This is a genomic window from Mesorhizobium sp. M7A.F.Ca.US.006.04.2.1 (assembly GCF_004022915.1).
Taxonomy (GTDB): Bacteria; Pseudomonadota; Alphaproteobacteria; order Rhizobiales; family Rhizobiaceae; genus Mesorhizobium; species Mesorhizobium ciceri.
Genome location: NZ_RZQA01000050.1, coordinates 1 through 14,391, shown reverse-complemented (window position 1 = coordinate 14,391; position 14,391 = coordinate 1). Strand labels below are relative to the sequence as shown.

Below are 14,391 nucleotides of genomic sequence, written 5' to 3'. Positions count from 1 at the left end.
TCGAAGCCCTAAAGCCGGGCAACGTCCATCTGTTCGCCGACGGACACGGCATGTCCGCCGCCCAGTTCATGACAAGTGCGGAGGTTTCCTCCGGGCCGCTGACCGATCCTCGTCTGCCGGTCGGGCAGCGGATGCTGGAGGCGGTGCGCGCGACACGACTGGCGGTCGCAACCAACACCAATCTCGGAATCATCCTTCTGGCAGGGCCTCTGATATGCGCTGCCGAAATGGGCGGTGACAGACTGCAGGACAATCTCGATTCGCTGCTTCGGGCTTTGAGCGTGCAGGATACCAAGGCGGTATTCGAGGCGATCGTCACGGCCGCGCCAGGCGGCCTCGGAGAAGCCGCCAACGATGTGCGGCAGGAGCCGAAGGTCCATTTGCTGGACGCGATGAGGGAGGCTGCCGACCGCGACATGATCGCTCGCCAGTACAGCAACTGTTTCGGCGACGTGTTCGGGGTCGGGCTCGCCGCGCTGGATGGAGCGTTGGCACGTGAAGAAGACGGCATGTGGCCGACGGTGTTCGTCTACATGGCGTTTCTCGCCGACTTCCCCGACAGCCATGTGATGCGCAAGCACGGCGTTCACGTCGCAAATCAGGCGCGGCAGGAAGCCGTTGCCGTTCAGGCGGCGCTCCATGCCGAGGGCGACGAACCGTCGCGCATTCGTCTGCTCATGGAGTTCGACCGCCGGCTGAAGGCCGACAACATCAACCCCGGCACCTCGGCCGACCTCACCGTGGCTACTCTTTTAGTCCACACCCTCGCCCTCACCTTGCATAATCGCGGCGTTGGTGCTTGACTTCCAAAAGCGGAAGCTGTGCTTCCGCGGCTATCTAGCCAACCGGTCCGGGCAAATCCGGACGCTGCCAACAAGGATAGCTGTCCATCGAGCGCCTGCTCGGTTGCAGCGTCCGTGGACATCATAATTGTGTCTTGGAGGAAATTGGCATGGCAAAAATATCAAAGGTTATGGTCGGTGAATCGCTGGTGGGAGACGGCAACGAAGTCGCGCATGTCGACCTGCTCATCGGCCCGCGGGGGAGCGCGGTCGAAACGGCATTTTGCAACGCGCTTACCAACAACAAGGACGGCTTTACTTCGCTTTTGGCGGTGATCGCGCCCAATCTTCAATGCAAACCCAACACCGTGATGTTCAACAAGGTCACGATCAAGGGTGCCAAACAGGCGGTCCAGATGTTCGGCCCGGCGCAGCACGCCGTGGCAAAGGCCGTGCAGGACAGCGTTGCGGACGGGACCATTCCGGCCAACGAAGCAGACGACGTGTTCATCTGCGTCGGGGTATTCATCCATTGGGACGCGGCGGACGACGCCAAGATCCAGAAATACAATTACGAGGCGACAAAGGAAGCCATCCAGCGCGCCGTTGCAGGAACCCCGGCCGCCGCCGAAGCAACGGCCCAGCGCGACAAGGTCAAGCATCCGTTCGCAGCCTAGACAAGAGACAGCCCCGCACAGGAAAAACCCTCTTCTGAGACGGATGGTCTGTTGCGCCGGCTGAAAAAGGTTCTGGGCTTTTGAAACGTCAGCTCCCGAAGGGCGCACGCCCTTCGGGAGCTGACGAGCAACGATGATCAGGCGCCGAGTGACGCGAGGCGGCCGGGCGTGAGCGTAGCGTTGTGCAATGAGGTTGCGACCAGTGCCGCGGCGACGCCCATGGCGGACAAGGCCCTGATGTCGTTCTCGTCGCGGACACCGCCGGCCGCAATGACAGCGCGATTTCCGGCCTTGGCCTTGACCTCCTGCAACCGCCCGAAGTCGGGACCGGCGGCCGCACCGACCTTGGCCAGCGTCATGACAATCACCTTTTGCGGCCAAAGCTCGGGCTCATCGAGAAGAGAACGCGGCCCGCAAAAACTATCGCCGACGAAATCAAGGGACAGGATGAGATCGGGATGATCGCGAAAACGCCGCAGCAACATGTCGTCTCGCTGCGATTCAGAGCCCAGAACAGGAGACAGCGAGCGTTCGGCAAGCGCCGCCAAAAGTGTCTTTTCGTCGGCCACGCCGGCATCGACCCAAAGTTTCGGCGGCTCCGCCATCGTCCTCAGCCGGGCGAGTGCGTCGCTGTTTGGCGCTCCGCCTTCGATAGCGTCCAGATCTGCGATGTAGAAGGTGGAAAAAGGATAAAGCCCACGCAGTCCTTCAGCGACCGCGACCACATCAGGGCTTCGGCTGAGCGGCGTAACGATCGGCCTGTAGCGATCGCGTTTTCCCTGCTGGGCGCGAACCACCACGCCGTCTTTCAGGTCGAGAACCGGAATGATACGCAACGCTTTTTCACCGACCAATTGCCCCCGTCATGAAAGCTTGAAGCGTGGAAAAAAGAAAGGGCATCATTGCCGGTTTCGACATTGGCGGCGCGCATCTGAAGGTGACCCGCGCACAAGACGGTCGCATCGTCGAGGCGGTAACGATCGCAACGCCGCTCTGGCAAGGGCTGGACAAGCTGGCTTCAGCCCTCGACGAAACGGCTCCGATCTACGCGGGTGCGGATCTCAACGCATTCACCATGACGGGCGAACTGTCGGACATCTTTCCGTCCCGCGATGCCGGCGTGGCGGCTCTGCTGGGTCAGATTTCCACCCATTTCCCCGCAGACAAAAAGCTGGTCTATGCCGGACCATCCGGTTTCGTCGGAGTCGAACGGGCAGCGCAGCTGACCGCCGATGTGGCTTCCGCCAATTGGCACGCGACAGCCTTGTTGGTGGCAAAACTCGCCGGCGATGCCCTGTTCGTCGACATGGGCTCCACCACCACCGATATTATCGCCATCAAGAACGGCGCCGTGGCCAATGACGGCTACACCGATGCCGGACGGCTTCTAACCGGCGAATTGGTCTATACCGGCTTTACCAGGACATTCCTGTTCGGCGTAGCCTCGTCGGCTCCCGTCCGTGGCAGGCTAACGCCGCTGATGAACGAATATTTCGCCTCGATCGCCGACGCTCACCGCATCCTGGGCGTGCTCGACGAGGACGACGACAGGCACCCTCCCGCCGACGGCAAGGAAAAGACTGTGGACGGCTCGATCGCGCGGCTGGCGCGCATGGTGGGGCGCGACGCCACCGACCTCACCCCGCCGGAATGGGGTGACGTCGCGCGCTGGTTCAGCGAGCAGCAACTGCGCAAAGTGCACGATGCAGCGGCGCTGGTTGCCGGAACCCTGTCTCGGGATATCCCGATCGTCGGCGCCGGAAGCGGTCGCTGGCAGATCAGGCGGCTGGCCGAACGCATGGAACGCAGTTATATCGATTTCGCCGACATCATCCCCGCCGATGACACTGTTCGCGGGCAAGCGAGCAGCGCGGCACCCGCGTCCGCAGTGGCGCTTTTGGCGGGATATCCTTCGTAAGCAGGTTGCGGCGCTCGCGCCTATGCTCGCGGGTCCTCGCTATCCGAACCTTTGGCGGTCAAGTGATCGCTGACACGCTGCATCAGCCAGCCCCAGGCTTCCTTTTCACCGTCGCCTGCCGTCTTTTCGATGGCGATCGAAAGGTAGGCGATTTCCGCCTCGATCTTGTTGCGCGGCAGCATGCCGAGCCGGCTGACCAGGATGGCCAGCTCAAGCACCGCCGCCTTGGCTCGGTTGAGGCCGGTGAACGGCGCGAGCGTTTCCTCCCGCACCACGCGGCAGAAATGGCGGGGGCGCACACCATTGTCATCGACCGCCTGGACTTCGAGGCCCGAATACGCCAGCGCCGCCTCGAGCCTCGGCACCGGGAACCCGTCAACCGGAACGGTTGGCCAATGCTTGCGGCCTGTCAGGCAGCCGGCAAAGACACGCACGTCGTCAGTATAATTGGCGATGGCAAACGGCACTTCGGCGAGATTGTCGAGCGTGACCGACGGCCGGAACGGCGCGATAACCCAACCGTCATTCTCGGCAATGATGCCGATCGGCGCGATGTGGACGTTGCCTGCCTTGTTGACCGTCGTGATGATCGATTCGCGAATATAGGGCATGGTCCTAGTGCTCTTTCCTTGCGCGGAGCGTCTTGCCCGGCTCGGCAAGACGGGTACGGTCGGTTTCGGGTGCCGGCGCGGCAACGCCCCATGCGAGCGGCTCGTCCTGCACATAACGCTTGCCGAGGCGCCACGCGATCTCCGCCTTCATCAGTTCCGCGCCGAGGTAAAAAGCGTGTGCGCCATCGGCGTTGACGTCCAGCCCGGCAAAAAGTTCGAACGCATCCGTGGCAACCGCATGCCCTTTGCTATTGAAAACATGGATGCCGTCCTCCGCTACCGCGATCCGGAAGTTGGCATCGCGCACCTGGGCCGCCAATGCCTCGATATCGTCGGTTGAGGCTGTGAAAGGCTTGCGATCGTGGACCTGCAACAGGCCTGGGTGATAGCCGCGCGGCAACGCGCCGTCCGTGCAAGCAGCCAACATGACGCGGCGGGCGATATCGTGCTCCTCGATCGTGCGCACCGTGTGTGGGCTGACATGCACCGCCAGCACGTTCCGGATCCGGAGTTCCGAGCAGAGCCCCGCTAGCACGGCTGTAACGCCGGAACTGTCGGCGTCGGTCAATTCGGTGAGATTGCCGGTGCCCATCAGCAATTCGACGTCCGGCCAACGGCGCCGCGCCTCGATGAAGCGCCCGAGTGAAACGGCGAAGCCGAAATGGATCGGGTCGAGCACGGGATCGGCAATGAAGGCGACGCCGGCCTTTTGTGCCGCGGTAATCGCCCGGCCGAGCGAATCCAGATCGCCGGGGATGGAGGGTATCAACACTGCCGTAGCCCGATGGTCGAAGATCAACGGCAGCGTGTTCTCATCGAGGCTGAGAAGATAGTCCGCGCCGGCGTGCGCACCGATCGACAGTTCGTCTGCGCTGGCCGAATCGACGCTGACCACAAACCCCTGTGCCTTGAGTGCCCGCACTGCCTCAGCCAGCAACGGAAACGGCGTCTCCGGCAGGCAGCCCAGATCGATGACATCCGCGCCGGTCGCAGCCAGCATCGAGGCCCTCGCCATCAGGGCCTCGACCGACAGCATCGGCGCATCGACGATCTCGGCGAAGATGCGCATATCGTGACGCGTCAGATCCGGCGGTTTGCCCACCCGGCCAAGGAAGGCCGGAAGGTCGGCGATCTCGTCGGGGCCGCGCACAAAGGGCACGCCGAAATGCTCCGACAGGTGTTCGATGTTTCCCCGATAGCGTCCGGGCAGGATGACGCGGTCGACGTCTCCTGTCAGAGTGAGCCGACGCTTCACGATGTCCTCGCTCATCAGCGCGGCGACCTTGACGCCGACGTCGACGATTTCCCACGCGAATTCGGTTCTGCCCAGCCCGGTCAGCAGCCGTTCCAGCCGCGCCTTGGCCAGATGGCCGGTAAGAAAAACCAGCCGCTCAGCCATCGCTTGCGAGTTCGGCCTGGCGCCGTGTGAGCGAGGCTTCGAGATCAGCGAGCGACTCGACCACCAGGGTCCGCTCGAAACTCTTCAACTGTTTGGTATTTTCCAGGTCGATCCTGCGCGGATAGACCTTGACCAGCCCGTGCGGTGCCTGGGTTTCGAGTTCCGGCGCGGTGTCGCAAGCAAAGACGATGGCTGGCACACGGCACTTTCCCGCTTGAGCAAAGACATTGGTGGCGAGCGTGTCGGAAATGCCATGCACGCATTTGGCGACCGTGTTGGAAGTGGCCGGCGCCACCACGACCGTGTGATAGACACCGTGGTAGAATTCGCCGACCGGGATCGCGCTTGCGGTCTTGTCGTGCAGCACGCGCGTCGTCTCCGGGAAATCAAGTTTAAGCTTGTACATGCGCAGGACTTCGTTGGCGGCCTTAGACACGAAGACATCGCAATGTTCGAGCTGGCGAACAAGTGCGAAGCTCTCCGTAAAAAAATGCCCGGAACCCGTCAAAACCCACGCCCAGCGCGGCACATGCAGCTTCACCATCGGCTATCCCGCCTTCTTTGCCGACGACCCTGTTGAAGCCACTATCCGGATGCCGGGCAGCTTGCCCGACGCGAGCATCGCGCCGGCCCCGGCAGCATCCTTCGGACCGGCGAGATGGAAATCGATGCCGTCGGGCAGCATGGCGGCAAAGCCTGGGTCGACAATGCCTCGGGCCCTCAGGCTGTCAGCGGTATCGCTGTCGAAGAATGCACCGGTCTGCTTGACAAGCAACAGCGCGTTTGCGCCAAGCTTGCCGGCAAGCCAGGCGGACAGAGAATCGGAGGTAATGTCCCAGGAGGCCGGAACATCCAGCGCCGCCAGTGCCAGTGACGACGGCAGCCACACCGGAATCTTCCCCGCCTCCAACACTCGCCCGATCTCGTCCAGCGACCGTGCCGGCGCCAGCCTTTCGTCCCGGTCGAGGATGACATGGCCGAACTGCTCCATGGCCAGGATCGCCATGGCATGAGCGGCGGTGTCGGAAAACTCCATGCTGGTCTGCGTCTCGCGCACATGATCGGCAAAGAGCCCGCCGCCGGGCACGATGACGATCGGCAGCCTGGAACCCGCCAGCGCTGCGATCCAGCTCTTCATCTCCGCCGCATGGGCCGTGCTGCCGCCAAGCTTGACGATGGCCCGTCGAAGCATTTCGGGGCGCTCCTGGCGCGGCCGGAAAACAACGCTTCGGTCTTTTCGGCCAGCAATGCCGGAGGCAGCACCGCGTCCCGCCGATTGGCGCTTGCGTTCGATCTCAACGCCGACGCCGCCAGGGCCGAGCTCGAGCTTTTCGACCCTAACCGTGACGCGCACGACACGCTGGTTCTCCAGCACGTGCGCTGCCACCTGCTCGGCCAAAGCCTCGCTGAGCTGGATATGGCCCCGCGCGACGATGGTGCGAATGCCGTCCATGATGATGTCGTAGGAGAACACATGGCGCATGTCCTCGGGATGGTCGGTGATTTGCAGCACGTCGGCGATCACATCAAAGCGCACTTTTTGAGTATGGCCATGCTCGAAGCTGTAGGCACCGATCTGGACCGGCAGAACAAAATCCCGCACAAAAATCCTGTCCGTGCCCAGTGTCGGGTCGGTGTCCGGCGAATAGCCTCTCGCTGCCAACAGGCGATAGTCGATACTCGATTGATCGCCGGTCCCGGATTCCGCTGGGATCAACTCGCGAATCCGCGAGACCGCCTCGGCGCTGATCGAACTCGTGCGACCGGAATGGCCACACAGCGCCCCCCGAAAGCCGAGAAAATCGGGAGCGAAAGGCAATAGGCGCGGAATGTCCGGAGCTTCCAGCGATCCACTCAGGCCGACCATCAGACCGAGCGATTTCGTTCGATCGACGAATCCCGGAATACGCTCCGGCGGCAGATGATCGAGCAGCCGGCCCTTCCCCTTTTGCGCGGTATCAACCATCACGCCGTGGAAGCGATGCCTGGCGAACATCGGCAGAAGCTCGAAGTCCGGCGCCAGATCGGCAAACAGCACGGCAATCAGCTTCGTTCGTGCGGCGAGCGGTTCAAGCGCCTGTGCGCAGGCAGAGATATTTGCCGAAGGAAAAAATCCGATCTTCACATAGTCGACGCCGGTCGCCGCGATCTCTTCGGCCTTGATGCGGATCGTTTCGGGTTCCATCGGCAGGTCGCCGCAGACAGCGCTGACCGGAGCCCGACCCGCGATGAAAGAGATCGTTCGGAGCATGGTTTCCATGGACACCGCGCCCAGGGCTCCCGCCTTCGGGTCCTTCAGGTCGACGATATCGACACCTCCAGAAAGAGCGATCTCCGCCTCTTCGATGCCGGTGACGCTTGCCAGCATTCTGGTCATTTGAACAGTTTCTCCAGTTTGGAGGACAAGACGCTTTTATAGAGGCGGTCGATCCCCCTGCGCCACGTCTCGCCGGTGTTGCCATGCGAATCGACGCTGGCGACCTTCCGCACCGTTCTGGCAGGCGCGAAAAGTCGTCCTATAGGGTTTGATAAATTTTGCGGGTCGGCTAAGTTGATCATGGGCACCTTGACTTGGCGCGGGTCCGGCAACCGTCGAACCTCTGCGCAAGAATGGGTAATTACTATCGATGACGAGCGCGGTGCCAGGCACTCTCGCTGCCTTTTTGTGCTTTTTTTCCCTGACCGTCAACGTTTCCGACGCGACAGGCCAGGAAACGGTGGCGAAGCCGGAAAAAAAGATAACTGAAATCAAGATAGGCTATTTGCGGGCCTACGCACCGCAATTGACGCTTTCCATGCTCGACCTGCCGCCACGTGACGAAGGTGTCGCCGGTGCCGAGGTAGCGATCGGCGACAACAACACGACGGGAAAGTTCACCGACCAGAAATTCAGCCTCGACGTGACCGAGGTCAAGCCCGACGGCGACGCGGTTCAGGCATTCGAAGGCATGATCGCCAAGGGCGACCGCTATGTGGTCGCCGATCTTTCAGCCAAACAATTGCTGTCGATCGCCGACATCGCCCGCGACAAAGGCGTGCTGATCTTCAACGTCGGCGCCACCGACGACAGCCTTCGCGAGGAGGACTGCCGCATCAACGTTTTCCATATCGCGCCGACGCGCAGCATGCTGGCCGACGCGCTGGCGCAGTATCTCATGGTGAAGAAGTGGCCGAATTGGGTGCTGCTCTATGGATCACATGAGCAGGACCATCTCTACGCCGATGCGCTGCGCCGCGCGGCAACCCGCTTCGGCGGCCAGATCGTCGCCGAGAAGGAATTCAAGGATACCGGCACAGCCAGGCGCACCGACACCGGCGCCACGCAGATACAGCAGCAGATTTCCGTGTTCACGCAAGACCTCCCGGAGCACGACGTGGTGCTTGTCGCCGACGAAAGCGAGGTTTTCGGCACCTACGTGCCCTACCGCACCTGGACGCCGCGGCTGGTCGCCGGCACGGCCGGTCTGGTTGCATCGTCATGGCATCCCGCCAGCGAACAATGGGGCGGCATCCAGATGCAGAGCCGCTTCCTGAAGACGACGAGCCGGCGGATGCTCTCCAAAGACATGTCGGCCTGGACCGCGGTGCGTGCGGTCGGCGAGGCCACCACGCGCACCAAGGGCGACGATGCGAAAAGGATCAGCGACTATATACGCTCTGACGATTTTTCGGTTGCTGCTTTCAAGGGGCAGAAGCTGACCTTCCGCAAATGGAACCTCCAGCTTCGCCAGCCGATCTTGCTTGGCGACACCAAGTCGGTCGTCTCGACATCGCCACAGGAGGGCTATCTTCACCAGGTCTCCGAACTCGACACTCTCGGTGTCGATCAGCCGGAAACGAAATGCGCTCTCAAGTAGAGTCAATCGGGAGGAATTTGCGTGCAGAAACGAGCTTGCGCATTCGCCATTCTCGCGGCCGGCTTCACGGCCAGCCCGGCATCGGCCTATACGGCTTACGTGTCCAACGAGAAGGACAACACGATGACCGTCGTCGACACGGCGACGATGCAGGTGGTGAAGACCGTCGAAGTCGGCCAGAGACCTCGCGGCATCACCATCTCGCATGACGGCAAATTCGTCTATCTATGCGCCAGCGATGACGACACGATCCAAATCATCGACACCGCGACACTTGAAATCATCGGTACGCTGCCTTCCGGCCCCGATCCCGAATTGTTCGTCCTCTCGCCCGACGGCAAGACGCTTTATGTCGCCAATGAGGACGACAATCTCGTCACCGCCATCGACGTCGAAAGCAAGCAGGTCCTGGCCGAGATACCAGTCGGCGTGGAGCCGGAAGGCATGGGTGTCAGCCCCGACGGCAAGACCATGGTCAACACCTCGGAAACCACCAGCATGGCGCATTTCATCGACACCGGCACGCATGAGGTGACGGACAATGTGCTGGTCGACACGCGCCCTCGCTTCGCCGAATTCAAGCCCGACGGCTCGCAGGTCTGGGTCAGCGCCGAGGTCGGCGGCACCGTCAGCGTCATCGACAACGCCAAACGCGAAGTGGTGAAGAAGATCCAGTTCGCGATTCAGGGACTGCGGGCCGAAACCATCCAGCCGGTAGGCATCGCCATCAGCGCCGATGGCAAGAAAGCCTATGTCGCGCTCGGCCCGGCGAACCATGTCGCGGTGATCAATACCGACACTTATGAGGTGGAAAAATACATCCTCGTCGGCCAGCGCGTCTGGCATCTGGCCTTCACGCCCGACCAGAAAACGCTGATCACCACGAATGGCAATTCCAACGATATCACCTTCATCGACACGGCCACCGACGAGCCGGTCCAATCGCTCACTGTGGGCCAGCAGCCCTGGGGTGTGGTCATTTCGCCCAAATAGCAGACATTGATCATCGGGAGGCTCAAGACATGAAACTTTGCCGTAGGTTTTTCTTCGCCGCGCTCGCCGGATTTGTCCTTGCTCCGATCGTAGCAAACGCCGACGATGCGACGTCAAAACCGTCGCGTGCCAGCAAGAACCTGCCGGAATTGATTATCGGTTCGGCCGATTCCACCTATGCGGTCAATCAGAAGGACTTCGAGCTGATCGCCGGCCAGGGCTATCGCTGGAAGATCACGTCCAAGGGCGGTTTCGAGTACAAGTTCGTGACCGATCTCTTCCGCAATGTCTGGATGGACCAGATCGTCATCAACGATTTGGAAGTGCATATGGACGGCGGACCGGCCTGGCTGGAATTCGACGACGCGGGAACGATCCAGGTGCAGTTCCATACCGTTCGCCCGGGCGAATATACCTGGTCGGTTCCCGACCTTGCCGACAAGGGACTGAAGGGCAAGATTACGATCAAGTAAGACAAAAGGCGATCAGGGGCGCCAATAGGCCAACGCGTCCTGAAGGAGCGATCCGGTATGCAGCATATGAGGACAAGCGGACCGGGAGACGAGGTGGCGGCGCTCGATGTCCGAGCCGTCAGCCATTCCTATGGCCAGAAGCGGGCGCTCAACGACGTCTCCTTCTCGATCGCGCCGGCGACTTTCACCGTTCTGCTCGGCCTCAACGGGGCCGGCAAGACGACGCTGTTCTCACTGATAAGCCACCTCTACGACACGCGTCACGGATCGATCCGCATCTTCAGCCATGACATTCGCCGCGCGTCCGGCGAAGCACTCAGGCGGGTCGGCATCGTGTTCCAGGCACGCACGCTCGATCTCGACCTCAGCGTCTACCAGAATCTCTCCTACCATGCCTCGTTGCATGGCATTGGCGGACGCGAAGCTCGCCAGCGCATTGCCGCGCTGCTGGAAACGGTCGACATGCAGGGCCGCCAGCATGACAAGGCACGCAGCCTCTCCGGCGGTCAGATGCGGCGCATCGAAATCGCCAGGGCGCTGCTGCACCGACCTTCCCTGCTCCTGCTTGACGAGGCGACCGTCGGCCTGGATATCGAATCTCGTGCGGGCATCCTCGCCACCATCCGCAAGCTCGTCCAAGCAGAGGGCATCGGCGTGCTCTGGGCTACGCATCTGATCGACGAAGTCGAAGACGCCGACCATGTCGTCATACTGCGGCGGGGTGACCTGGTCGCCAGCGGCAAGGTGTCGGATGTGATCCGTGCGAACGGCGGAAGTTCGATTCGCGAAACCTTTTCGAAGCTCAGCCGCGTCGATGCGGCGGGCATGACGGAGACGTCGCCATGAGCGCTCCTGCGATGCCCGGAAAAGTCGCCGGCATCATGCCGGTGCGGTCCGAGCCATTCGGCCTGCGCCACTATCTCATTTGCCTGAAAGGCGTCGTCCTGCGCGAGTGCCTGCGCTTCCTGCACCAGCGCGAACGCTTCATTTCCTCGCTGGTCCGGCCGCTGGTCTGGCTGTTCATCTTCGCGGCCGGCTTTCGCCAGGTGCTTGGCGTGTCGATCATCCCGCCCTACAAGACCTATGTGCTCTACGAGGTCTATATCACGCCGGGCCTTTGCGGCATGATCCTGCTGTTTTCCGGCATGCAGTCTTCACTGTCGATGGTCTACGACCGCGAGATGGGCAACATGCGCATCCTGCTGGTCAGCCCGTTTCCGCGCTGGTTCCTGCTGGTGTCGAAGATGCTGGCCGGTGTGGCCGTATCGATCGTGCAGGTCTACGCGTTCCTGATCGTTGCCTGGTTGTGGGGCGTCAAAGCGCCGCCACTCGGCTATCTCTATGTTCTGCCGGCACTGTTCCTGTCGGGCATGATGCTTTGCGCGCTCGGCATGCTCTTGTCTTCGCTGATCAAGCAGCTTGAAAACTTCGCCGGCATCATGAACTTCGTCATCTTTCCCGGCTATTTCGCGTCTCCGGCGCTGTATCCCTTGTGGCGCATCCAGGAGGCGAGCCCCCTGCTCTACAAGATCTGCCTCTGCAACCCGTTCACCTATGCCGTCGAACTGATCCGTTTTGCCTTCTACGGGCAGATCGAATGGCTGTCGCTGGGCGTCGTCGCCGGCTGCACGCTGCTGTTCCTGGGCGGCGCCATCATCGCATACGACCCTTCGCGCGGTTTGGTGATCCGCAAACAGGACATGGGAGGAAACGCCTGATGGCGCGAATGAGACTTGTTCACACTCTGGTTCTGGTCACCACGCTTGCGTCGATGGAGGGCGCCGCCGCGGCAAACACCGATCCCGACTGGCCCTGCATGCAGCGTAAGGTGCCACAGCTCTCGCTTGGCCAGATCTGGAATGGGCCGGAGCTTCCGGCGACCGCGAAGGATTGGGCGAAGGATCCAGGCGTGTCGGCGCTTGTCGATGCTGTGGCGGCCCGGCGGACGCCGATTGCACAAGCCCAGAAGGAGATCAAGGATTTCGCGACTTCCCTACCGCCCGAGCAGGTCGCAACCAAAATGACGATGCTGGTGCAGGGAATGTTCGATCACATGGACGCCGAGCGTTCGCACGTGATCTCCGGCATCTCCCGCTATGCCCACAAACAGCTGGAAATGGCGGCACAGTTGCGCAAGGAAGCATCCGAAGTGGACGCGCTGCGCGCCAAGGCCGATGCGGATCCGGACGAAGTAGAACGGCGAACCGATCAACTGAATTTCGCGACGCGAATTTTCAACGAACGCGTCCAGTCGCTGACTTATGTCTGCGATGTGCCGACGATAATCGAGCAGCGGCTTTACCAGTTGTCGAAGACTGTCTCGGAAACGCTCATCGTGAAGAAATAGACCTTGGCCGCCTGTCTCACGACTCTCTGCCAGGCAGCACACGCCAGCGCTGCACGAAATAACCGGGATGCGTCTCGATCCACCTTGCCACCAGCGGCTGCGCCTGCATGAAGGCAGTCCCGGGATTCATCGCCAGACCGTCTACCATTTCCTCGCGTTGTTCGCAGGTCCGCGGTCCATCCGTCAGGCAGACCATCATAACGAGTGTGTAAAGCATTACCCCTTTTCCCCATCGAATTCCCGAACCCATACCCGGGAGAGTTCCGAACAGTCTGCAGGGGTTGCACATACAGATCGCTTACGGTGTGAAAGGACGTGGCCCCCGCTCTTTCGCACTGCAACATAACATATCGCTTATATAATACCAACGAGCGCGGGCGTTCTCCACCGGACTTTCATCCGTTGCGCTCGTGCAGTGTCATCCAGCCTTGTCTGGATACAGCTTTCCGAAAAGGGGCAGGTACATTGCGCCCTTGCGCATCAGGAAATCGTTGAATGTGGCCATCGCCGGCGAGATTGCGTGATCGGTTCGCATCACCGAGAACCATTGTCGGCGGATCGGCATGCCGACAACGTCGAGGATGACAAGCCGGCCTGCCTCGGTTTCCGCAGCGATGGTGTGAGCAGAGATGAAGGCGATGCCCAGACCAGCCATCACCGCCTGCTTGATCGTTTCGTTCGAGGCCATCTCGACACCGAGGTCGTCGATGCGCCCAGGCACGTCGCTCAGGAATATTTCCAACGAGATACGGGTTCCGGAGCCGGGCTCGCGAATAAGGAAATGCTCCTCGGCAATCCGCTCCTTGGAGATATCGCGCGCCGCCACCAAGGGATGGTCGGGCGGCGCGATGATGACCAGCGGGTGATCACCGAAGACCGAAGCACGCACCGGAACCTCTTTCGCCGGACGCCCCATCAGCGCGATATCGATGTCGTGGTTCCTGAGGTTGTCGATCGTCTGGGCACGATTGCCGATGGCAAGCCGCATGTCGATGTCGGGATGGTCCTTCATGAACGCAGCCATCAGCCGCGGCGCGAAATATTTGGCTGTGGAAACGACGCCGAGCCTCAAGCTGCCGGTGCGTACGCCCTTGATGGCATCCATCTTGTCTTCGAGCAAACCGAGATGCTCCTCGATAACCTGCGCTGTCTCGACGAAAGCCAGACCTGCGGCAGTGGGACGCATGCCGTCCGACGTTCGGTCGAACAGAGCCAGCTGGAATTCTTCCTCCACTTGTCGCAGTTGGATTGTCAGCGCTGGAGGAGACAGGCCTAACATCTTGGCTGCGCTGACAATTTTGCCGCACTTGATGATTGCCTGGACGGTCTTGAAA

At 61.3% G+C, this 14,391-nt stretch carries 16 protein-coding genes; 9 read left to right on the top strand and 7 right to left on the bottom strand.

Annotated features, from left to right (window positions below):
* The coding region (locus tag EN925_RS04880) for a triphosphoribosyl-dephospho-CoA synthase (RefSeq protein ID WP_128336380.1) at positions 1-803 on the top strand (803 nt) is incomplete at its 5' end.
* Between the two features lie 149 nt (positions 804-952).
* Entirely contained in the window at positions 953-1,459 is a 507-nt protein-coding gene (gene fae / locus EN925_RS04875) for a formaldehyde-activating enzyme (RefSeq protein ID WP_128336378.1), read from the top strand.
* Between the two features lie 137 nt (positions 1,460-1,596).
* Here fae and EN925_RS04870 read toward each other — a convergent pair whose 3' ends face one another.
* Positions 1,597-2,295 carry a HisA/HisF-related TIM barrel protein gene (locus EN925_RS04870; RefSeq protein ID WP_063173658.1) on the bottom strand — a complete coding sequence of 233 codons (699 nt, stop codon included), beginning with the start codon at positions 2,293-2,295 and terminating at the stop codon, positions 1,597-1,599.
* A 44-nt stretch (positions 2,296-2,339) separates the two neighbouring features.
* Here EN925_RS04870 and EN925_RS04865 point away from each other — a divergent pair, with 44 nt between their 5' ends.
* Entirely contained in the window at positions 2,340-3,377 is a 1,038-nt protein-coding gene (locus EN925_RS04865; RefSeq protein ID WP_127369510.1) for a hydantoinase/oxoprolinase family protein, read from the top strand.
* Positions 3,378-3,397: 20 nt separating this feature from the next.
* On the opposite strand, the gene EN925_RS04860 is transcribed toward EN925_RS04865, so the two are convergent.
* From EN925_RS04860 to EN925_RS40560, 4 genes are read right to left on the bottom strand one after another with little or no spacing between them, the layout of a single operon-like run.
* Complete coding sequence (locus tag EN925_RS04860) at positions 3,398-3,988, bottom strand: DUF447 domain-containing protein (RefSeq protein ID WP_024504386.1); 591 nt, start codon at positions 3,986-3,988, stop codon at positions 3,398-3,400.
* Between the two features lie 4 nt (positions 3,989-3,992).
* Complete coding sequence (locus EN925_RS04855) at positions 3,993-5,387, bottom strand: DUF6513 domain-containing protein (RefSeq protein ID WP_127369511.1); 1,395 nt, start codon at positions 5,385-5,387, stop codon at positions 3,993-3,995.
* The gene (locus EN925_RS04850; RefSeq protein ID WP_013532041.1) at positions 5,380-5,931 is read right to left on the bottom strand and encodes a flavoprotein; all 552 of its coding nucleotides are present in this window, start codon (positions 5,929-5,931) and stop codon (positions 5,380-5,382) included. The genes EN925_RS04855 and EN925_RS04850 overlap by 8 nt, the downstream gene beginning before the upstream one ends.
* 3 nt (positions 5,932-5,934) lie before the next feature.
* Positions 5,935-7,764: a (5-formylfuran-3-yl)methyl phosphate synthase gene (locus EN925_RS40560; RefSeq protein ID WP_127385712.1), complete on the bottom strand. Its 1,830-nt coding sequence runs from the start codon at positions 7,762-7,764 to the stop codon at positions 5,935-5,937.
* Positions 7,765-8,014: 250 nt separating this feature from the next.
* Between EN925_RS40560 and EN925_RS04835 the strand changes: the two genes are divergently transcribed.
* Genes EN925_RS04835 through EN925_RS04810 form a run of 6 tightly spaced genes read left to right on the top strand, consistent with a single transcriptional unit; the run spans position 8,015 to position 13,057 of the window.
* The gene (locus tag EN925_RS04835; RefSeq protein ID WP_127369913.1) at positions 8,015-9,244 is read left to right on the top strand and encodes an ABC transporter substrate-binding protein; all 1,230 of its coding nucleotides are present in this window, start codon (positions 8,015-8,017) and stop codon (positions 9,242-9,244) included.
* Between the two features lie 21 nt (positions 9,245-9,265).
* A complete protein-coding gene (locus EN925_RS04830) occupies positions 9,266-10,237 on the top strand; it encodes a YVTN family beta-propeller repeat protein (RefSeq protein WP_127369912.1) in 972 nt (323 codons plus the stop codon).
* Positions 10,238-10,266: 29 nt separating this feature from the next.
* Positions 10,267-10,710 (top strand): hypothetical protein, encoded by a 444-nt coding sequence (locus EN925_RS04825; protein WP_013532046.1) that lies wholly within the window; start codon positions 10,267-10,269, stop codon positions 10,708-10,710.
* A 57-nt stretch (positions 10,711-10,767) separates the two neighbouring features.
* Positions 10,768-11,556, top strand: coding sequence for an ATP-binding cassette domain-containing protein (locus EN925_RS04820; protein ID WP_024504382.1), 789 nt, complete (start codon positions 10,768-10,770; stop codon positions 11,554-11,556).
* Positions 11,557-11,591: 35 nt separating this feature from the next.
* Positions 11,592-12,428, top strand: a complete 837-nt coding sequence (locus tag EN925_RS04815) for an ABC transporter permease (RefSeq protein WP_050580490.1) — start codon at positions 11,592-11,594, stop codon at positions 12,426-12,428.
* Positions 12,429-12,481: 53 nt separating this feature from the next.
* A complete protein-coding gene (locus EN925_RS04810; RefSeq protein WP_244514294.1) occupies positions 12,482-13,057 on the top strand; it encodes a hypothetical protein in 576 nt (191 codons plus the stop codon).
* 16 nt (positions 13,058-13,073) lie between these two features.
* Here the strand turns inward: EN925_RS04810 and EN925_RS04805 are convergent, their stop codons facing one another.
* Together EN925_RS04805 and EN925_RS04800 are read right to left on the bottom strand one after the other, a co-directional pair.
* Positions 13,074-13,274: a hypothetical protein gene (locus EN925_RS04805; RefSeq protein ID WP_013532050.1), complete on the bottom strand. Its 201-nt coding sequence runs from the start codon at positions 13,272-13,274 to the stop codon at positions 13,074-13,076.
* A 201-nt stretch (positions 13,275-13,475) separates the two neighbouring features.
* Positions 13,476-14,391 (bottom strand): LysR family transcriptional regulator (locus EN925_RS04800; protein ID WP_245487209.1); only part of this gene is annotated, 916 nt, incomplete at its 5' end.